Consider the following 20,435-nt stretch of genomic DNA (forward strand, 5'->3'; position numbering starts at 1 on the left):
TGCCTCGGACTTCCTTCAGATTCTAGGTCACCCTAGACACCCTTGTCGTTGGCTAACAGTTACAGTGACCTTCACTGCTCGGGACTTGAACCCTATAGCCCATGCACATGCCGGGCACACCAAAAAACCGGCCACAAGCGATTTGAGCTTGTAGCCGGTTTCTCATCTAGTTAAAAATTTTGCTGTTCAGCGAGCTGAACTGTGACGGTTTGCTTACTGCCGTCCCGGTATACGGTGACTTCGACTTCGTCACCGATCTCGCGTTCTGTATATAGGAATTTGCGGAGAGCGTGACCGTCGCCGATTTCTTCGCCATCAATCTCTACGATGACATCATACTCCTGCAAGCCGGCGCGCTCTGCCGGTGACATTGGTGTGACGCTTGTGACGACGACACCTGCTTTCACACTTTCAGGCAGCTTCAATGTTTCCTGCCAGTGGAAGCTAGGGATTTCCGATAGCGAACGGATGCCGACGCCGAGCTGTGGACGCTGAACTTCACCATAGCGCTCTAAGTCCTCAATAACCGGGAGGGCAATTCCTGTTGGAATCGCAAAGCCGATTCCTTCGACGGCGCCTTGGGCGATTTTCATCGAATTAATCCCGATGACCTGGCCTTCAATATTGACGAGGGCGCCACCGCTGTTCCCCGGATTGATCGCTGCGTCTGTCTGCAGTACTTCGGCATGCCAGTCTACCTGGCCATTTCCTGTTAAGTCAACAGGGATGCTGCGTTCTGTCGCACTGATGATTCCTTGTGTTACAGAGCTGGAGAAACGCAGCCCGAGAGGATTGCCGATTGCGATTGCCGGTTCTCCGACACGCAGCAAGTCCGAGTTGCCGAATTCTGCGACCGTTTCGATGTTGCTGCCGTCGATTTCAAGAACGGCAAGGTCGGTAATCACATCTGTTCCTAACAGCGTCGCCGGGACGCGCGTGCCGTCTGTCAGGCTGACTTCAATTTGATTGGCTCCGTCAATAACGTGATGGTTGGTGACGACGAAGGCTTTGTCGCCCGCCTTTTTGTAAATGACGCCTGAGCCGGTGCCTTCTCCCGCTTCCTGGGAAAAGACGCTTGACTGATGCATGTTGATCACTCCAACTACGGCATCAGATACATTTTCTACCGCTTTCACGATATCAGAATTCACGTTGACATTGACCGTTTCCAGCCCTTCCTGAGGGATGTTCGGTTCGATTACCTCATCACTCGTATCATTATCTGCAAGACTGTACGGTAATAGGCCAGCATTTGAAAATACAGGTAACATAAATAAAACAATCAGACCCCCGACAATAGCACCAAGAAAAGCCGATAGGCCAGAAAAGCGTTTTAAGCCTTTCTGTCTAGTAGGACGTTGATAATCTTGTTCGTCGTAATAACCCATGACTGGCACACCATCCTTTTTTTATATGATGTATTTGTTTCTTATTATAATATCTGCTTTTTAAAATGCTACTTCGATACCTGCTTTTCGTATATTTTTGATACTTCTACTATAATTCCCAACAAAAATGACGCATAACCATGTAAAATGAACGAGGAAAAAGGACCTTCACGCGCGGTAGATTAGTCGATCAGCTTGATACGTGCGATAAATGATTGACAACCGCAGATAGAAAATTTATAGTGAAATATGTGATATTGAGAATCATTATTAATTAAATCTATGAGGAGGTCGGGAAATGAAACATAAGCTTTTTATCCTAATGTTGATATGGATGCTCGCCTTTATCAGCGCTTGCGGCAGTGAGACCAATTCGACTGATACTGGTTTAGACGATACACATACAGCCGATGAGGCGGACAATTCGGAGACGGTTACATATGAATCGGAAAATGGGCCGATTGACGTTCCGGCAAATCCACAGCGGATCGTCGCCTTAACAAATGCGCCGAATGTATTGGCGCTTGATGGCGCAATCGTTGGTGTTGATCAATGGACGAACATGAACCCGCTTTTCACCGAAAAATTAACGGATATTGCCGTCGTTTCCGAATCGGATCTGGAAACGGTTATCTCGCAAAATCCGGATCTGATTATTGCCGGTTCGACGACCGAAAATCTCGACCAATTGGAAAAAATCGCCCCGACCGTCGTCTATACATGGGGTAAGCTCGACTACTTGGAGCAACAGCTTGAGATTGGCAAATTGCTGAATAAAGAAGAGGAAGCGCAGCAGTGGATTGACGACTTCTCTGAGCGGGCGACAGAGCTTGGTGAAGCGGTAAAAGCAAAAGCCGGCGAGGATGTCACGGTGTCAGTGCTGGAGACGAACGGCAAGGATTTTTCCGTCTTCGGTGATGACTGGGCACGCGGTACGGAAATTCTCTACCAGGCGATGGGACTTGGAATGCCCGAACTGGTGAAAGAGAATGCGTTAGGCGAGGGCTATTATATGCTGTCTCAGGAAGTGATCCCGGAATATGCAGGAGATTATATCGTCCTGAGCAGAAACCAAGGGGAAGACAATGCTTTTATGGAAACTGAGATGTGGAACAGCATTCCTGCGGTGCAAAATGGTCATGTGATTGAAATCGAGACAAAAGCGGTAACCTACAGTGACCCAATTACACTTGAATACTTGCTGGACATTTTTGCAGAAGGCTTCTTAGACGGCGAATAAGCGCTTGTGGCGGTTACGCTCATTGCTGGAGGCCGGCGCAAAAGCTTTTCCCTTTGCCCAGTTCTCTATTAAGATAAAAAATGCCTCACAAGAGAAAGTACTCCTTGTGGGGCATTTTTTTAGGAAACGACAGCCAGCGCTGTTGGGGTGTGCGGGTCGGTATCGTAGAGCTCAAATTGCTCGCCGACAGCCATTCCTTCCTGCTTAAGCACTTGCTCGACAGACAGGCGTGCGAGGTCTTTCATATTATTATCGAGACTGAGGTGGGCGAGATAAATCCGGCTTGTTCGATCACCGATTACTTCAGAAAGAGCAAGCGCGGCATCCTCGTTGGAAACATGGCCGACATCGCTTAAAATCCGTCTTTTCACATTCCACGGATAGCGTCCCATCCGCAGCATATTTAAATCATGATTCGATTCAAAGATGTACATATCGGCATCGCGGATCGTCCCTTTAATCCGCTCGCTGACATAGCCCATGTCGGTTGCCAGCACGAGCTTTTTTCCTTCGTGATGAAAGCAGAAAAACATCGGTTCAGCCGCATCATGGGAAACCCCGAATGTCTCGACATCCAGATCGCCGAATGTTTTCACTTCACCTGTGCCGAGCGTGAACTTCTGCTCGACTGGAATCGTGCCAAGCTGGCCGTCCATCGCCTGCCACGTTAACTGATTGGCGTAAATCGGCAGCTTATGCTTTCTGGCAAAAACGCCGACTCCTTTTATATGGTCACTATGCTCATGACTGACAAGTATCCCGTCGAGCTCTTTCGGGTCGCGGTTAATATGGGTAAACAGTTCATCCATCTTCTTGCCGCTTAAGCCGGCATCGATTAAAAGCCGCTGCTTGTTCGTTTCCACATAAATCGCGTTCCCCGTGCTCCCGCTGGCAAGTACACTAAAGCGCAGTGTCATCGAAACACCCTTTCTACGTTATTTGCTGAACAGAGCCTTCTATCGCGTTGACGAGGTACGTCTCATCCTCGACCATCACTCTCCACATTGGCGCAAAAACCTGTACGCCGCCTTGGGGGCTGAAAAAGCTGTAATAACCAAATTCAATGCTGGAAATGGTCTGATTGGCTCTGATTAATTGGTCATTTAACAAGACTTCCAATGCCTTTAAGCTGGATAGCATTTCGCGCTCACGGCCATCAAGCTCTTCAAATTCATAATAGCTCTGCTCATAGCCGATGATTTGCTGGCTCTCGTCAAACCAAAGCACAAGCGGATCTTCATCAAATGTGTAGGCCGTTTTATCCTTAAATGTCTGATAGAGTTTCATCTGCCCTGTCTCAGGGTCAAAGTGGCCGTAGCGGTACTCGTCTCCCTGATACACATACGTCGTCAAAAAGGTCTGTAGCTCCGTCCAGAATTGCTCAGACGTTGTCGGGTACGGCTCGAGCAGCTCGGAGATAATTTCGCCCCCTTCTGTCAGCCTGAGGCTTTGCTGCTCCGCCAGTCCAGCGGCAGCCTCCTCTGTGAGCGGTACCTTTTTGCTGATGACATGACGGCCGAGCAGCTCTTCTTCAGGAAGTTCGGCTTCAATCGTCACGTTCATTTGATTCAACCTCTCCTGAATCGTCGCCTCGGTTATGACACTAATTTGATTGGCGCTGTTCGTTTCAACGAGCTGCCACGTCAAAAATAAATTAAGGATAAGGAAGGTGACGATAAAGATTGTTTTCGTTTTACTCCAATCCATCCGCTTCTCCCCCTTCCTCATTAAACGTTATTTTCTGCCAATGGTTATCGTAGAGAATAAACCAATATGGATTTACCGTTACAAAAGAAGGGTTCGGCATAATCATTTCATAGCCGACCGTGACTTTCTCTAAACGCTCGAAATCAAAAAATTCCTGGTCACGCAGCCGCTCAACGAGCCTTTCGCCACTCGGCAGCTCAACCTGCTGCCGTGCATCGATCGGACTGGCGTCCAAATCAAACAACGGCCGGGAATAGCTTTCAATTTGATTGCCAGAACGAGTCGTCGAGAGCTTCATTTGATCAAGGCCCTGAAAGGAGATGACCGGTAAGTCATTGACATGCATCCGGTATTCAGCTTCATCGCGCGCCTCGGTTGACACCCAGCTCGACAGTAAATATTGATCGGACCAGCCGCCATGGCCGTTAATAAATTCATAGCTGCTTAAAATGATGTGTTTGCTGCTCCGCTCCTGTGTGTCTGAAAAAATCGGATTATTATACTCCATAAACAACCCATTGTTGTTAATATTAATAATCCGGTTTCCATCTGTATAAGACTCTTCACTGCCGGACTGGCGATAATATTTGACCGAATCGGGATCGGTAAATAACGACTGCCTGAAAAACTCACCCGGAATTGGCGAAACGGTAAAAGATAACCGCTCAGCTGTAAGTGGTTCATTCGGGATATAGATCGCTTTGTTAGTAGATTGCAGCGCCTCATCTATTTCTGACAAAGCCGTCACAGCCGGGTACTCCTCAATTCCGCGGACAACCTTTTCTTCAAGTTCGCCTGGCGCAAGCGTTGTATCAAGCTCTACTATAGGCTCATCTTCACTTGAAAGCAGCTGCATCCGGACTTGCTCCGACTGCTCTTCAATATAGACATACAAGCGGTTCACCGCTGTGATCGGACTACTCATTTCTTCCCGGTCAACCTGAAACAATCCGAGAAAAATATCAATCGGCAAGGCGGCAGGAAAAACAAACTCAATCCCACCTTCTGTCCCCTCCTTCGGAAAAGGACCGGCCGACATCAGTTCCCCTTCATCGAGACTGGCGTTGAGCAGGCTTTGATAAAGCTCTTCAAACTCTGCCGCTTCGCGCGGAATCATGCTATGCTGATCTCCATAATGAATCACCATCTGCTCAGGTAAGATCAGATCAGTCAGCCTTTTCTCTTCGCTCACAGCTTCATTCGGCACATAGCGCGTCGTATCATCAAGCAGGGCGAAGTTTGGCTGAAAGGTCCAGAGCTTCCATGTCAGCACCATGCTTAAGCCGATGAGCCCGATTAACAGTCCGGTTTTGATATGCTCGTAATTCATTCCTCTTCCCCCTTGAATGTGGAATAAGGCAATGTAAAGTAGATCGTCGTTCCTTCCCCATATTCACTTTGAACCCAGATTTCACCGCGGTGCGCATGGACAAGCTCCTTGGCAATTGCCAGCCCGAGGCCTGTCCCGCCGACGCTTCTCGCTCTTGCTTTATCAACGCGATAAAAGCGGTCAAAAATTTTCGCCTGATTTTCCCGGGGAATACCCATCCCCTGATCAGAGATGCTTACCCGAACATTGTGGCCTTGATGAAGCAAGGTGATAACGACATTTCCTCCTTCTCCTTCAGGCGAGTATTTCATCGCGTTGGAAATAATGTTGTCGAGCACCTGTGTCATTTTATCGCGATCAATTTGCACATACGTCGGGTGCGCGGTAATCGCCCGCGAAAATTCGATATTTTTTTCCTCAGCAATCATTTCAAACCGGTCAATGACGCTATGTAAAAACTGGCCAAAATCGACCCATTGCAACGTCAGTCGATAGTCTCTGCTGTCAATCTTCGAAAGCTGGAGCAAATCATTGACGAGGCGGATCATCCGCTCCGTTTCATTTTGTGTCACTCCTAAAAAGCGCGGCGCAATCTCCGGATCAGTGATCGCTCCATCCTCAAGCGCCTCCAAATAACTTTTCATCGTCGTCAGCGGCGTCCGCAGCTCATGCGAGACATTCGCGACAAACTCTCGCCGCTCCTGTTCAATTTTTTCCTGCTCTGTCACATCATGCAGCACCGTAATCAGACCATTAATCGGACCGTTTTCTTCCTGTATCACGGAAAAACTGGCTTCCAGCATATATTCGCTTTCATCGGTACTGAAATCGAGCAAGACGGAGTCGGATTGATCGTACAAATCATAAATCGCAAAGCTCTCCGACAGCTTCAGCACTTCAAGAATCGGCTGACCGATTACCTGATAGCTGGCAACAGACAGCAGCTCCTCGGCCCGCTTATTCAGCAAAATGATTCGTCCACGTTCATCGGTCGCAATGACCCCGTCGGTCATATGAGTTAACACGGATTTCAGCCGCTTCTGCTCACGGTCGCGCGTCACTGTTGCATCCTGTAATTTCATCGTCAGCTCGTTAAACGAAATCGCCAGCTGACCGATTTCATCTGTACTGTAAACCGTTACTTGACGGGAAAAGTCTCCATGCCCCATCCGCAGGGCCTGCTTTCGCATATCAATGATCGGCGCCGTGATCGTCCGCGCCAATAGGACAACAAGCAAGGCGGAAATCGTTAAAGAAATGAACGCCCCGCTCGCCAAAATGCCGTTAATTTCCTGCACTTGTCCATAAATTTCTTCAATCGAAGCTTCAATGTAAAGCGCGCCAATCGGCCCATCATCGGTCGTAATCGGCACAGCGAGCACAGCCATCCGATGACCTGTGTGCCGGTCGCGCAAAATCGTTTCATCGGGCATCCCGATTAACGCGCGAGTTACCCGGACTTCCGTGCTTTGCTGACCGACGATATGCCGGTTTTGAAAGTTGGAGGTACTGATTACAACCCGATTCTGGTCAATGACCTGAACCTCCGCATTTTCAATCGAGAAAATATCACGCAGCAATGACCGGATATCTGTTGTCAATGTGCTCCGGTCTTCGCGGACCTCCGTCATTTCCTGAGCCAGATTATAGGCGAGGAGGTTGCCCCGTTCTTTCAATAAGTCGACATGGTTGGCGACAAGCTGATCCTCCAGCTGCCGGGTAAAGTAGACGCCGATAATTTGCATCGCAATTAAAAGGAGAAGAACATAAATAATAATCAGCTTAAAGCGAATCGACTTAAAAAAGCCAACTTTTCTGTTCATTTACGATTGCTCCTGTTTTTCCGGGGAGGACAGATAGTACCCGACTCCACGCCGTGTGATGATCCAGACTGGAAAGCTCGGGTTATCCTCGACCTTCTCGCGCAAGCGCCGGACGGTCACATCGACGGTCCGCACGTCACCAAAGTAATCATAGCCCCATACTGCCTGGAGCAAATGCTCTCTCGTCATAACCTGCCCGAGATGCTTGGCCAAATAATGAATCAGCTCAAACTCACGATGAGTCAGCTCGATCGTTTCCCCGCGGCGTTTTACCTGGTACGCTTCCGGGTAGATCGTTAAATCACCAACGACAATTTCCCGCTGCGCGTTCGTTTCTTCCCCGCTCACTTTATGGCGACGTAAGTTAGCCTTGACCCGCGCCAGCAATTCCCGTGTACTGAAAGGCTTCGTCACATAATCATCAGCACCAAGCTCAAGCCCGAGCACCTTATCAATTTCGGAATCCTTTGCCGTCAGCATAATAATCGGCGTATCGTATTTTTTACGAACCTCGCGGCAAACTTCCATTCCATCTTTATGAGGAAGCATAATATCAAGCAGAATCAAATCAAACGACTCGTTGCTGACCGCCTCAATCGCCTGCAGCCCGTCATAGGCGCATGTAACAGCAAAACCTTCCTTCTCAAGATTAAACTTTAATATATCTGCAATCGGTTTTTCATCATCGACAACTAAAATTCGTTTATCCATTCAGAATCTCTCCCGTTTTCAAGTAGTCTCCCTCACATTCTAACACATTAATGCTCTTTCGTTTTTAAGAACGATTTCCCAATTCAGTCCTGTACTCTAAATGTATTAGAAAAGGCTATCTTCAAAAGATAGATTCACTCTTTTGAGATAGCCATAAAAAGCTTATTTTTACCGATTCAAATAATCCATCGGGTTTTTCAGCTGTCCATTTTCGGTTACTTCAAAGTGAAGATGAATACCGGTCGAATTTCCGGTCGTTCCCATAACACCGATTTTCTGCCCTTGGGCGACGGTTTGGCCAACCTGGACGTCAATCGAGCGCAGATGGGCATACAATGTTTCCATTCCGTTGTTATGATTAATCTTCACGACATTGCCGTAGCCTCCTTGCTGGCCGGCAAAGGTGACCGTACCGTTATCAGCAGCAAGAATATCGTAGTTGCTCGGACGGGCAATGTCGATTCCGCGATGGAATCTTCCCCAGCGGTTCCCCTGGTAGCTTGAGATATAGCCGCCTACAGCCGGCCAGCTCAGCTCGCCGGTACCGCGTGAAGGCATTTCCTTCGTTCCTCTCACAACGACTTTTGTAACCGGCTCTTGAATGATTTCTTCCTGTACTGCTTCTTTTTTAACAAGCTGACCATTTCGTTCCGTTAATTGATAATCGACAAGCTGCAAGCCGTTCTGGCCCGGTTGGGTCACCTTCTGATCGCCCTTCCACATCGATTCATCTTCTTTCACCTCGATTTGGAAAGGAATCTCTTCTTCCACCGACTTTTTCATCGTTGAGATGACTTCCATATAAGGTTCATAGGCAGTAACCTTCAGTTCTTGTCCGATTTGCAAAACCGTCTCTTCAGTCAGCCCTTCATTTAAGTCGAGCAGCTCAGCTGTTGTTAAGTCGTGTTCATTGGCAATGCTGCCGAGAACATCGCCTTCTTTTACCTCGTATGGCTGCTCTTCCAGTACCCCTTTTGTCAGCTTTTTTACAGCTTCCTTTACAGTCAGAACATTTTCCGGACTTGTCTTTTGCGCGACCTGTACGACGTCCTCACTCAATTCAACATCAACGAGCTCAGTCTCTCCGACTTCTGCCGCTGAGACAGTCGTTTCCTCAGTCTCACTAGCCTTCGCGGCCTCTTCGATTTCGAGATACGTCTCATATTCCTGTTCATCAACGAATTGCGTAATAAAGCTCTCAAGCGTCTTGTCGGCCTCTTCCTCCGTTGGCAAATAAACAGCAGCCTCTTCATTCACATAAATCGCCACCGCTTCCGCCTCAACAGACAACTTCTCCTTTAATGCAGAGAGCGTTTGTTCATCCATACTCTTTTGGTGAAAGACGAATTCAGGAATAATTTCGACCTGCTCAGCGATCTGAAGCGAGTAATCCGGATATTGCTCCTGATAGGTTTCTACCATATTTTCAACCAGGCTGTTATACTTTTCTTCATCTAGCAAATAACCGACGTGGTTTCCATCGACATACACATGATAAATCGTATAGATCAGCTTTCCATCGGCTTTCACGATTTGTGCCGCAACGATCATCATAAGCAGCATAAGACCAATCAGTACTTTTTTTCTCCTATTCAAAGAGCCTATGTTCGTAGAGCTCATCTATAAATTCCCCCCGTAAAACTCCCCTTCCGTATAGAACCAGGAAGGATCCCTTACTATCCCCTGACACGACAGTACAACAATGGTTGACACTATTCGTCAACCTTCTCCATTCTAGCATACTATTAAGGTCAGGGGTCAAATGAAAAAAAATGATAAAAGATTGTAATATTGTTGTTACATTACTAGAATTTTAGCTAAATTTGGAAGTCGCTTTTGAATTTCCCCGCCTATTGTCGTGACAGTGCCTCCGGCTAAAGATTCAGCGCAGCCTGACAAATGAAAAAATCCACACAGATACCCATGTGGATTTGAGAAGTGCCGGCCAGAGGACTTGAACCCCCAACCTACTGATTACAAGTCAGTTGCTCTACCAATTGAGCTAGACCGGCATGGTTTAGATAGTATTCCTTACTTTATGCTGAGACTGTGTCTCTTCCTCTTGCCTGATTATGCTCCGATGCGGGCTGCGTCGAGACAACTCGCCGTTTATTCGACGATGCTTTTGCTCGTCTCTACCAATTGAGCTAGACCGGCATGGTTTAGATAGTGTTCCTTACTTTATGCTGAAGACTGTGTCTCTTCCTCTTGACAGCTTTTGCTTCGATGCGGGCTGCGTCGAGACGACTCGTTGAAAATAAAAATGGTGGCTTGGGACGGAATCGAACCGCCGACACATGGATTTTCAGTCCATTGCTCTACCGACTGAGCTACCAAGCCATTCTGTATAGGATATGAGTAAGAAAATGGCGGTCCGGACGGGACTCGAACCCGCGACCTCCTGCGTGACAGGCAGGCATTCTAACCAACTGAACTACCGGACCAATTTCGCTAAAATATGTATGGTGACCCGTACGGGATTCGAACCCGTGTTACCGCCGTGAAAGGGCGGTGTCTTAACCGCTTGACCAACGGGCCAGTGAACGTAAACATGGTGAGCCATGAAGGACTCGAACCTTCGACCCTCTGATTAAAAGTCAGATGCTCTACCAACTGAGCTAATGGCTCCTAGCTCCCTCGCTCAAATGTTGCATCTCTTTGTTGAGGATGGCATCTTCAAATGAGTGTTATCTTAGCGACAAGATTTATAATAGCATAGCGCCTATCGATGCGCAACAATTTTTTTGAAAAAGTTTTTATTTCCCGGATCGCGTTCTGATCCGTACTCTTTACAGGATAGCGAAAAATGACGCCCGATGCAAGTGCTTTTCCAATCAGAACGTAAAGATGATGTGGCAAAGCTGTTTCCTTGTTGGCACACCGCTCAAACGGGTGTAAAAGCAAAGAGAAAAAAACATATGGCAGGAACGGAGGCGTCCGCTGCAGCGCGGTCAGCGGACACCATTTCCTACTTCATTTATTTAGGCAAATACACCGCGTACTAAATTCGTTTGACTGCGATCCGGTCCGACAGAGAAGATCGTTAACGGAATGCCTGTCAATTGCGAAACGCGTTCAATGTAATGACGGGCATTGACTGGAAGCTCACCTAATGACTTCGCGCCTGTGATGTCCTCATCCCAGCCTGGAAGCTCTTCGTAAACAGGCTCGCATTCCGCCAGTACTTTTAAGCTGGCCGGAAATTCTTCCATGATCTCGCCACGGTACTTATAAGCCGTACAAATTTTTAAAGTTGGAATGCCTGTCAGCACGTCAATTGAATTAAGAGAAAGATCAGTAATGCCGCTGACACGACGAGCGTGACGAACGACGACGCTGTCAAACCAGCCGACACGGCGCGGACGGCCTGTTGTCGTACCGTATTCATTTCCTACTTCACGAATCTGGTTTCCGATTTCATCATGAAGCTCTGTCGGGAAAGGACCATCTCCAACCCGCGTCGTATACGCCTTTGAGACACCGACCACATGGTTGATTTTGGAAGGACCAACGCCTGAACCGATCGTAACGCCGCCGGCAATTGGGTTGGACGATGTAACAAATGGGTATGTCCCCTGGTCAATATCAAGCATAACCCCCTGCGCTCCTTCAAAAAGCACGCGTCTTCCTTCATCAAGGGCGTCATTCAACACAACCGATGTATCACAAACATACTTTTCAATCTGTTGGCCGTACTCGAAATATTCTTCCAGAATCTCTTCCTTTGTAAAGCCTTCCACTTCATAATACTTCTCAAACATGCGGTTCTTTTCAGCTAGATTACGCTCAAGCTTCTCTTCAAAGACTTCCTTATCAAGCAGATCGGCAATCCGGATACCGATTCGTGCCGCCTTATCCATATAAGCCGGGCCGATCCCTTTCTTCGTCGTGCCGATCTTATTTACTCCTTTACGGTCTTCCTCGACGATATCAAGCTTTAAATGATACGGAAGAATCACATGGGCCCGGTTGCTGATCCGCAAATTGCTCGTATCGACATTGCGCTCATGCAAGTAAGCGAGCTCTTCGATAAGCGCCTTCGGATCAATCACCATCCCGTTTCCAATAACACATCTTTTATCTTTATAAAAAATCCCTGATGGAATCAAATGAAGCTTGTATTTTTCTCCTCCAAAGACAATCGTGTGACCAGCATTATTTCCACCTTGGTAACGAGCAACGACTTCCGCCTTTTCAGAAAGATAATCTGTAATTTTTCCTTTTCCTTCATCTCCCCATTGGGTACCAACGACTACAACTGATGACATTTGATGCACCTCCACCTTAACGATCATATAGTCAAGTTTTTTCCAAAGCCTTGTTAAGTATACCAATTCCCTCTATCGCCGTCAACGAAAATCCGAACATTGGATTCATAGAGATCTAGTTTTGTTCGTTAAATATTCGATTATTCGCACGGGACAGTCATGCCGCCCAACAAGCGTTCAGCCTTTGGCCCTATTTTTCCTTTTTTAACAAATTCAAAAAAAATACCGCAAGCTTATTTAAGCTCCCGGCGGCATATCGCGTTCATCATGACGGCGATCCAAATTGACAAATTTGTTGTATTCTTTTACGAATGCCAGCTCCACGGTTCCAACCGGGCCGTTACGCTGCTTGGCAATAATAATCTCGATGATGTTCTGATTTTCCGTTTCCTTATCGTAATAATCATCGCGATAAAGGAAAGCGACGATATCGGCATCCTGCTCAATACTTCCCGATTCCCGAATATCGGACATCATCGGACGTTTGTCCTGTCTTGATTCCACGCCACGGGAAAGCTGCGAGAGCGCAATTACAGGCACTTCGAGTTCACGGGCAATTGCTTTTAGCGAGCGCGATATTTCAGATACTTCCTGCTGGCGGTTCTCCCCGCTGCGGCCGCTGCCCTGAATGAGCTGCAAATAATCAATCATAATCATCCCAAGTCCGTGCTCCTGCTTTAAGCGCCGGCATTTGGCACGGATATCATTGACCTTAATACCCGGCGTATCATCGATGTAAATTCCCGCTTTCGCCAGGCTCCCCATCGCCATCGTCAGCTTCTGCCAATCCTCGGTATTAAGCGCCCCTGTCCGCATCCGCTGGGCATCAATGTTTCCCTCTGCGCAAAGCATCCGCTGAACAAGCTGACTCGCCCCCATTTCCAGGCTGAAGATCGCGACGTTTTCGTCGGTACGGGTGGCAACATTTTGCGAAATGTTTAGGGCAAATGCCGTTTTACCGACTGACGGGCGGGCAGCGACGATAATCAAATCATTCCGCTGAAAGCCTGCCGTCATGCGATCAAGCTCAACAAATCCAGTTGGAATCCCAGTAATGTCCCCTTTATGGTGCTGAAGCATTTCGATTTTATCGTACGTTTCGATCAACACATCTTTGATCGAAATAAAGGCACTTGTATTTTTACGCTGTGAGACATCGAGAATATTCTTTTCCGCTTCATCGAGAATCGCGTCGACTTCTTCTTCACTTGCATAGCCTTCAGCGGCAATGCTCGTCGCCACTTTGATCAGACGGCGCAATAGGGACTTTTCCTCAACGATCCTGCTGTAGTACTCCACATTGGCCGCCGTCGGCACAGCATTGGCCAAGTCGCCGAGATAAGCGACGCCGCCAATATCATCGAGCCATTTGCGATCCTGGAGTTCAGCTGTCACCGTTACAAGATCGACCGGCTCTCCCTTTTCAGCCAGTTCAAGCATGACTTGATATACCCGCTGGTGAGCCGCACGATAAAAATCTTCAGGTGCAAGACGTTCAGAAGCTGTCACAAGGGCTTCATCGGCCAGAAAAATAGCGCCCAGTACGGCCTGTTCAGCTTCAATATTCTGCGGTGGTGTGCGATCAGCAAACAGATCACTCATGCATGTTCATCCTTTCATAGAAGCACGGTGCGGAGCCAGTGCCTTCCTCAAATTATCCCACAAAAGTGCCGTCCAGAGCTGCTACGTATTTTTGTAACGGGCCCCAGCCGACATTTTCACGCGAATTAACCTACAAAATTGTAAACTTTGAAAAAGGGTGACATCCGCGAATGCCTCCTCTTCCTAGTGAATGGATAAGCTAGTTCAGCCCTAATTATACCACCACTGGTCAAGAGAACACTCGTTTTTGTCACCCTTCTCTCTTATGCTGTTATTCTTCTACGACATGGACTTTGACGGTTGCGATCACTTCCGGATGAATTTTGATCGGGACGTTTGTATATCCCAATGAACGTATCGGTTCATCAAGCATAATTTTCCGTTTATCGACTTTCTTTTTCATCTTCGCCAATGTTTCGGCAATCTGCTTTGTGGAAATCGCTCCGAACAGGCGTCCACCTTCCCCGGCTTTCGCTGTGATTTTCACTTCAAGCGCTTCAAGCTCCGCTTTGTAGACCTCAGCTTCAGCGAGGTTTTCTTCCTGCTTCTTTTGCTCACTTTTCTTTTGCGCTTCCAGGTTTTTCATATTGCCTTTTGTCGCTTCAACAGCAAGCTGATTGGGGATAAGATAGTTTCTGGCATAGCCTTCAGAAACATTTTTTGTTTCGCCTTTTTTCCCTTTTCCTTTTACATCCTCTAGAAATATGACTTTCATTATGATTGACCTCCTTCAACATAATCATCAATCGCTTCCTGCAGCCGCTCTTTCGCTTCCTCAATCGTCACTTCCTCGAGCTGCGCAGCTGCGTTGGAGAGGTGCCCTCCGCCATTTAGCTTTTCCATGATCAGCTGAACATTGAAGTCCCCAAGCGATCTGGCACTTATACTAATCATACCATCTTTTCGTTTGGAAATAACGAATGATGCAACGACATCCTTCATATTCAACAACGTATCGGCAGCCTGGGCAATAATAATCTGGCTGTAGGTTTCTTCTTCCTCCGCTACCGCAATCGCCAAGCCATCGCGGTAGTATTCGGCGCTTTCGACGAGCTTTGCCCGTTTCACATACTGCTCAAGATCCTCCTTCAGCAGCTTTTGTACGAGCGTCGTATCTGCTCCGTTTGAACGTAAAAACGAAGCCGCATCAAAGGTTCTAGCGCCGGTGCGCACGGCAAAGCTTTTCGTGTCGACAATGATTCCCGCCAGCAAAGCGGTTGCTTCGAGCCGATCCATTTTCAGCTGCTTCGGCTGATACTCCAGCAGCTCGGTAACGAGCTCAGCAGTTGATGACGCATAAGGCTCCATATAAACGAGAACAGGGTCTTTTATAAATTCCTCGCCGCGCCGATGATGGTCAAGCACGATAATCCGCTCTACCCGGTCCAGCAGCGCGGGCTCAATCACCATCGACGGTTTATGAGTATCAACGATAATTAACAGCGTCTGTGGCGTAATCTGCTCCTCTGCTTCTTCCGGTGTCATAAACTGTGACCAGAGATGGTCATGGTTTTCGACTTCCTCCATCAGCTTCTGAACGTCATGGTTAATGTCGCTCGGATCAAGAACAATATAGCCTTCCTTGCCATTCACTTCAGCAATTTTCTGCACACCGATCGCCGCGCCAATCGCATCCATATCCGGATTTTGATGACCCATGATCATCACTTTTTCACATTCAAGCACGAAATCACGCAAAGCATGAGAAATGACGCGTGCCCGCACCCGTGTCCGTTTTTCCATCGCATTTGATTTACCACCGTAAAAGCGGACTTTGCCATTCCTTTGTTTAATCGCCACCTGGTCTCCTCCACGTCCAAGAGCGAGATCAAGACTTGATTGAGCAAGCTGGCCCAGCTCTCTTAATGAATTCTCCCCCGTTCCGACACCGATACTTAAGGTGATCGGCACTTTATCTTTTCCGGTAAGCTGGCGAATTTCATCAATAATGTCAAACCGCTGCCCTTCAATCATTTCCAGTGTTTTCGCATTAAACACCGCGATAAAGCGGTCAGACGACGTTCTTCTTAACAGCATATCGTTATCATTTGCCCAGTTGTTGAGGGCAGCTGTCACCTGGCTGATTAAACGGCTTCTAACCTGGTCCTCCATGCCTTGAGTGATTTCATCATAATTATCCAAATAAATCAGGGCAACAACAGTCTGTGTTTCTTCAAAGCGTTCCTTCGTTTTCTCCTTTTCGGTCACATCAAGGAAGTATATCAGGCGCTCCTCCCTTTCAAGCGTCACATGATAATAGCGGTCCTCTAGCGTGATGACCTTCTCATCCTCTTCTTGACGAAGCATTTCCACGATTTCCTCACTCAGCTCTTCCAACCCTTTATTTAACAGGTCTTCGTCAATCAACGTCGCCATAAACGGATTTACCCACTGAATGTTTCCCGTTTCATTGTAAAGAAGAATACCGATCGGCATTTTGGTAACCGCGTCTTCTCCGGCTTTGTTCACCCGATAGGTCAGCGTCATGACATAATGCTCAAGTTCCCGCTCAAAGGAGCGTTTGGCCTGAGCAGAATAAATCGCTAACACTCCCAGTAGAATAAAGCCAACCACTCCTATTTGCCATTGAAAAAATGTCAAGATGCCAAGAAAGAGAACAGCGACAGCAAACAGAGCTTTGACGTGGTAGCCGTGCCACCGTTTCATTAAGAACTCAGGCATAATGTCAGCTCCTATTTTTTCTGGCTTATGACGCGTTTTCGCAAGTCAAAGCCTAAATCAATGATTCCCAGAATTCGAATGATGAACAATAAAGGCGACATGATGATCGCTGAAATGACTAAAAGAATCGGTACAGCCTTCGAAATTCCTCGGTGATGACAAAAGAAAAAGATAAAGGCAAATCCCTGTACCGCTAATATAATCTCAAGCAGAGGAAACAGGTTCCAGACGATCGCATACATCGTCGTCCCTTGTTCGAATCCACCCATCGCAAGGATTAGCACAATTAAGTAATACCACAGAAATGATTTTGGAAACTGCCACTCGCGAAACGGAGGCAGTCCGTTAACCTCATGGCCTAACCGGCGTAGGACGAGGCGGCTGATCCATAGTGTAATCAGCGCACAAAACACTCCCGCACCGACGATCATTAAAGGCGCTAAATAGCCAAGCTGGTTGAGCATCTCATTCATTTGGGCCACAGACTCAGTAGGCATATCAAAAGCTGATTCAGCGAATTCAATTTGTTCGCGGGTTAAATCCACTGCCATTTGCATCGGATTTTCTCCTAATAGGAAAACCAGCCCTAAAAAAACGAGCAGCATGTTAACGGTATATGTTAAGCCCGCGCCGACTAAAACTGTCAATCCTGGTTGTTCCCGCCGGTATAATTCCCCAACGATTAACCCGGCACTTCCAAATACAAGCGCCGCAGGGACAGAAGGAAGTCCTCCGACCAGAAAAGCAAGAAAGCAGGCGACCGCCACGAGCATAAAGCCGGCCTTTAAACCGCGCCGCAGCACATAAATCACAAACGGGAGCGGCAGCGCCCAGAGCGTAATCATCCCGACAAGCGGAACATATGCTGTCACCAGTAAAAGAATCGCAAACACAGCGGCCAAAATAGCCCCTTCTGTCAGTGTTCTTATGTCTTTCACATATCCACCTCATTTTTTAACATCGCAGTCATTACTGCCGAAGCTACATCCTTTGTTTTCATTTGTCCTCACAATTTTTGATGGTTTCCCATATCCTTGTCTATTTTAGCGTATCCAGCCGCAAAATTAAAGCGAACGCCGAGGATTGTCACATCTTCCTGAAGACGAGTGAATGAAAACAGGCTGCTGAGCGATATACTCAACAGCCTGATTGAAATCCAATTAGTTAACCTCTGATACATAAGGCAATAAAGCGATTTGACGAGCGCGCTTGATTGCGATTGTTAATTGACGTTGATACTTCGCTGACGTTCCAGTTACACGGCGAGGTAGGATTTTACCACGCTCAGAAATGAAACGCTTCAGAAGATCCGTATCTTTGTAATCAATTTTTGTAATTTTGTTTACTGTAAAGAAACAAACTTTACGACGCTTTGGACGACCACGACGAGCCATTTGACAGCACTCCTTTCCTATAAAATAGTATCTTTATTTTCATAAACGGATCGACTAAGGAGAGAGGTTGATTAGAACGGCAAATCATCATCCGAAATATCGATTGGCTTTCCATCATTGGAAAATGGATCATCATTAAATCCGCCAGATGATCGGTTCTGATTAGGGTTCTGCTGATTCCCAAAGTCGTTGCCACCTGAAGGCGGACCACCGAAATAATCATTTCCCTGCCCTTGGCTCGCACCGCGGGGCTCAAGAAATTGCACACTGTCTGCGACAATTTCAGTTACAAAGACACGACGACCTTCGTTGTTGTCGTAGCTGCGTGTTTGAATTCGGCCATCTACACCAGCAAGACTGCCTTTTTTCAAGTAGTTCGCCACATTTTCGGCAGGCTTCCGCCAAACGACACAATTGATAAAATCAGCATCGCGTTCGCCCTGCTGATTGGAAAATGTGCGATTTACCGCTAATGTGAAATTCGCAACCGCAACGCCATTCGGCGTATAGCGAAGCTCAGGATCACGCGTTAAGCGTCCTACAAGCACGACTCGGTTAAGCATCCATACCCCTCCCCATTGTATTCATTAATCTTCGTCTTTTGTAATAAGAACACGAATCACGTTGTCGTTAATCTTAATTAGACGGTTGAATTCTGCAATCGCTTCAGAGTTGGCTTGTACATTTAGAAGCACATAGAAACCTTCACGGAAATCATTGATTTCATATGCTAAACGACGTTTGCCCATCTCTTCTACCTTTTCGATCTCAGCTCCATTGTTTGTCAAAACACCATTGAAACGTTCAATGATCTCTTTTGTTGCTGATTCTTCTAGGTTTGGAGCGATGATGTACATAATTTCGTACTTACGCATTCCGGTCACCTCCTTTTGGTCTAACGGCTCCGTTTTGGAGCAAGGAGCAAAACTCATCAATAAGGAGTCATTTTACTCGCATTTATAGATTATACCAGAACCAATGATCGACTGCAAGCTATTTTCCAGCTGATCAGCGGCAAAACAAAAGGCGTGCCAAAAGGAAAAAAGCTGGCTTTTGGCACACCCTCAAAACAGCAGGCGAATCTGCTCAATTGTACATCGACATTGTTGGACTTTATACGTTGAAACGGAAATGAATGACGTCCCCATCTTGAACGACATAGTCTTTTCCTTCAAGCCGTACTTTCCCTCTTTCCTTGGCGACGGTCATGGAGCCGGCATCGACGAGATCTTCATAGGAAACCACCTCGGCGCGGATAAAGCCGCGTTCGAAGTCAGAGTGAATAATGCCCGCGGCCTGCGGTGCTTTGATCCCTTTGCGGAATGTCCAGGCACGTACTTCCTGAACACCAGCTGTAAAGTATGTTTGCAAGCCGAGCAATTCATAGGCGGCGCGGATCAATTGATCAAGCCCCGACTCTTGAATTCCAAGCTCTTCAAGGAACATTTGCTTTTCCTCTCCTTCAAGCTCGGCAATTTCCGCTTCAATTTTCGCACAGACGACGATCACCTGGCTATTTTCAGCGGCCGCAAATTCCTTCACCTGCTTCACATAATCATTATCTTCTGGCGACAGGAGATCTTCTTCGCTGACATTGGCGACATAAAGCACCGGCTTGCTCGTTAACAGATGGAGCTGTTTGACGATTTTCTGTTGTTCTTCGGTAAACTCAATACTGCGCGCCGGCTTTTCCTCTTCAAACGCATCGCGCAACAATTCCAGCACTTCCAGTTCAGCGACAGCGTCCTTATCTTTCGTTTTCGCGAGCTTCGCCGTGCGGGTAATACGCTTGTCCACTGTTTCAAAGTCGGCGAGGATCAGCTCAAGATTAATCACTTTAATGTCATTAAGCGGGTTGACGCTTCCAGCGACATGGGTAATGTTCTCATCCGCAAAGCAACGAACGACATGGGAGATCGCATCGACTTGGCGAATATGAGAAAGGAACTTATTTCCCAATCCCTCCCCTTTACTCGCTCCTTCGACAATCCCGGCAATATCGGTAAATTCAAAGGCGGTCGGAACTGTTTTTTTCGGTTCGACCAGCTCGGTTAATGTATGCAAACGGTGATCGGGCACTTCGACAATGCCGACATTTGGATCAATCGTGCAAAATGGGTAGTTGGCGGATTCCGCTCCTGCTTGTGTGATTGCATTAAAAAGCGTCGATTTACCTACGTTCGGCAAACCGACAATACCTGTTGTTAAGGCCATGACGACTCACTTCCTTCGTTCTATTTTCATCTATCGCTTCATTTCTATGATAATGATACCAATTATAGAGATTTCC

At 47.2% G+C, this 20,435-nt stretch carries 17 protein-coding genes and 5 tRNA genes; 1 reads left to right on the forward strand and 21 read right to left on the reverse strand.

Features of this window, described 5'->3' with window-relative positions; genetic code table 11:
- Positions 1-170: 170 nt before the first annotated feature.
- A complete protein-coding gene (locus M3202_RS18000) occupies positions 171-1,388 on the reverse strand; it encodes a S1C family serine protease (protein WP_251224640.1) in 1,218 nt (405 codons plus the stop codon).
- Positions 1,389-1,686: 298 nt separating this feature from the next.
- Here M3202_RS18000 and M3202_RS18005 point away from each other — a divergent pair, with 298 nt between their 5' ends.
- Positions 1,687-2,628: an iron-hydroxamate ABC transporter substrate-binding protein gene (locus M3202_RS18005; RefSeq protein WP_251224641.1), complete on the forward strand. Its 942-nt coding sequence runs from the start codon at positions 1,687-1,689 to the stop codon at positions 2,626-2,628.
- A 119-nt stretch (positions 2,629-2,747) separates the two neighbouring features.
- Here M3202_RS18005 and M3202_RS18010 read toward each other — a convergent pair whose 3' ends face one another.
- The 20 genes from M3202_RS18010 to ychF form a co-directional block, all read right to left on the reverse strand.
- Complete coding sequence (locus M3202_RS18010) at positions 2,748-3,545, reverse strand: MBL fold metallo-hydrolase (RefSeq protein ID WP_251224642.1); 798 nt, start codon at positions 3,543-3,545, stop codon at positions 2,748-2,750.
- Between the two features lie 13 nt (positions 3,546-3,558).
- On the reverse strand, positions 3,559-4,335 hold the full coding sequence (locus M3202_RS18015) for a two-component system regulatory protein YycI (RefSeq protein WP_251224643.1): 777 nt from the start codon (positions 4,333-4,335) through the stop codon (positions 3,559-3,561).
- Positions 4,322-5,665 carry a YycH family regulatory protein gene (locus M3202_RS18020; RefSeq protein ID WP_251224644.1) on the reverse strand — a complete coding sequence of 448 codons (1,344 nt, stop codon included), beginning with the start codon at positions 5,663-5,665 and terminating at the stop codon, positions 4,322-4,324. The genes M3202_RS18015 and M3202_RS18020 overlap by 14 nt, the downstream gene beginning before the upstream one ends.
- Positions 5,662-7,488, reverse strand: a complete 1,827-nt coding sequence (walK, locus tag M3202_RS18025; RefSeq protein ID WP_251224645.1) for a cell wall metabolism sensor histidine kinase WalK — start codon at positions 7,486-7,488, stop codon at positions 5,662-5,664. Before walK ends, M3202_RS18020 begins: the two co-directional genes overlap by 4 nt.
- Entirely contained in the window at positions 7,489-8,199 is a 711-nt protein-coding gene (gene yycF, locus M3202_RS18030; protein ID WP_251224646.1) for a response regulator YycF, read from the reverse strand.
- Positions 8,200-8,367: 168 nt separating this feature from the next.
- Positions 8,368-9,819: a peptidoglycan DD-metalloendopeptidase family protein gene (locus M3202_RS18035; RefSeq protein WP_251224647.1), complete on the reverse strand. Its 1,452-nt coding sequence runs from the start codon at positions 9,817-9,819 to the stop codon at positions 8,368-8,370.
- A 319-nt stretch (positions 9,820-10,138) separates the two neighbouring features.
- Positions 10,139-10,211, reverse strand: a tRNA-Thr gene (locus M3202_RS18040).
- Positions 10,212-10,463: 252 nt separating this feature from the next.
- Positions 10,464-10,539: transfer RNA gene (locus M3202_RS18045), tRNA-Phe, on the reverse strand.
- A gap of 27 nt (positions 10,540-10,566) precedes the next feature.
- Positions 10,567-10,643: transfer RNA gene (locus M3202_RS18050), tRNA-Asp, on the reverse strand.
- A 19-nt stretch (positions 10,644-10,662) separates the two neighbouring features.
- Positions 10,663-10,737, reverse strand: a tRNA-Glu gene (locus tag M3202_RS18055).
- 14 nt (positions 10,738-10,751) lie between these two features.
- Positions 10,752-10,827: transfer RNA gene (locus M3202_RS18060), tRNA-Lys, on the reverse strand.
- A 353-nt stretch (positions 10,828-11,180) separates the two neighbouring features.
- Positions 11,181-12,467 carry an adenylosuccinate synthase gene (locus M3202_RS18065; protein ID WP_251224648.1) on the reverse strand — a complete coding sequence of 429 codons (1,287 nt, stop codon included), beginning with the start codon at positions 12,465-12,467 and terminating at the stop codon, positions 11,181-11,183.
- Between the two features lie 237 nt (positions 12,468-12,704).
- Positions 12,705-14,069 carry a replicative DNA helicase gene (gene dnaB / locus M3202_RS18070; protein WP_251195508.1) on the reverse strand — a complete coding sequence of 455 codons (1,365 nt, stop codon included), beginning with the start codon at positions 14,067-14,069 and terminating at the stop codon, positions 12,705-12,707.
- A gap of 271 nt (positions 14,070-14,340) precedes the next feature.
- On the reverse strand, positions 14,341-14,784 hold the full coding sequence (rplI, locus tag M3202_RS18075) for a 50S ribosomal protein L9 (protein WP_251224649.1): 444 nt from the start codon (positions 14,782-14,784) through the stop codon (positions 14,341-14,343).
- Positions 14,784-16,751 (reverse strand): DHH family phosphoesterase, encoded by a 1,968-nt coding sequence (locus M3202_RS18080; protein WP_251224650.1) that lies wholly within the window; start codon positions 16,749-16,751, stop codon positions 14,784-14,786. The genes rplI and M3202_RS18080 overlap by 1 nt, the downstream gene beginning before the upstream one ends.
- An 11-nt stretch (positions 16,752-16,762) precedes the next feature.
- The gene (locus tag M3202_RS18085) at positions 16,763-17,689 is read right to left on the reverse strand and encodes a YybS family protein (protein WP_251224651.1); all 927 of its coding nucleotides are present in this window, start codon (positions 17,687-17,689) and stop codon (positions 16,763-16,765) included.
- Between the two features lie 222 nt (positions 17,690-17,911).
- Positions 17,912-18,145 (reverse strand): 30S ribosomal protein S18, encoded by a 234-nt coding sequence (gene rpsR / locus M3202_RS18090; RefSeq protein WP_251224652.1) that lies wholly within the window; start codon positions 18,143-18,145, stop codon positions 17,912-17,914.
- A 71-nt stretch (positions 18,146-18,216) separates the two neighbouring features.
- Complete coding sequence (gene ssb, locus M3202_RS18095; protein ID WP_251224653.1) at positions 18,217-18,708, reverse strand: single-stranded DNA-binding protein; 492 nt, start codon at positions 18,706-18,708, stop codon at positions 18,217-18,219.
- Positions 18,709-18,732: 24 nt separating this feature from the next.
- On the reverse strand, positions 18,733-19,020 hold the full coding sequence (gene rpsF / locus M3202_RS18100; RefSeq protein ID WP_251195502.1) for a 30S ribosomal protein S6: 288 nt from the start codon (positions 19,018-19,020) through the stop codon (positions 18,733-18,735).
- Between the two features lie 238 nt (positions 19,021-19,258).
- A complete protein-coding gene (gene ychF, locus M3202_RS18105; RefSeq protein WP_251224654.1) occupies positions 19,259-20,359 on the reverse strand; it encodes a redox-regulated ATPase YchF in 1,101 nt (366 codons plus the stop codon).
- Positions 20,360-20,435 lie beyond the last annotated feature (76 nt).

Origin of the sequence: Halalkalibacter oceani, assembly GCF_023715605.1 — a bacterium.
GTDB lineage: Bacteria > Bacillota > Bacilli > Bacillales > Bacillaceae_D > Halalkalibacter > Halalkalibacter oceani.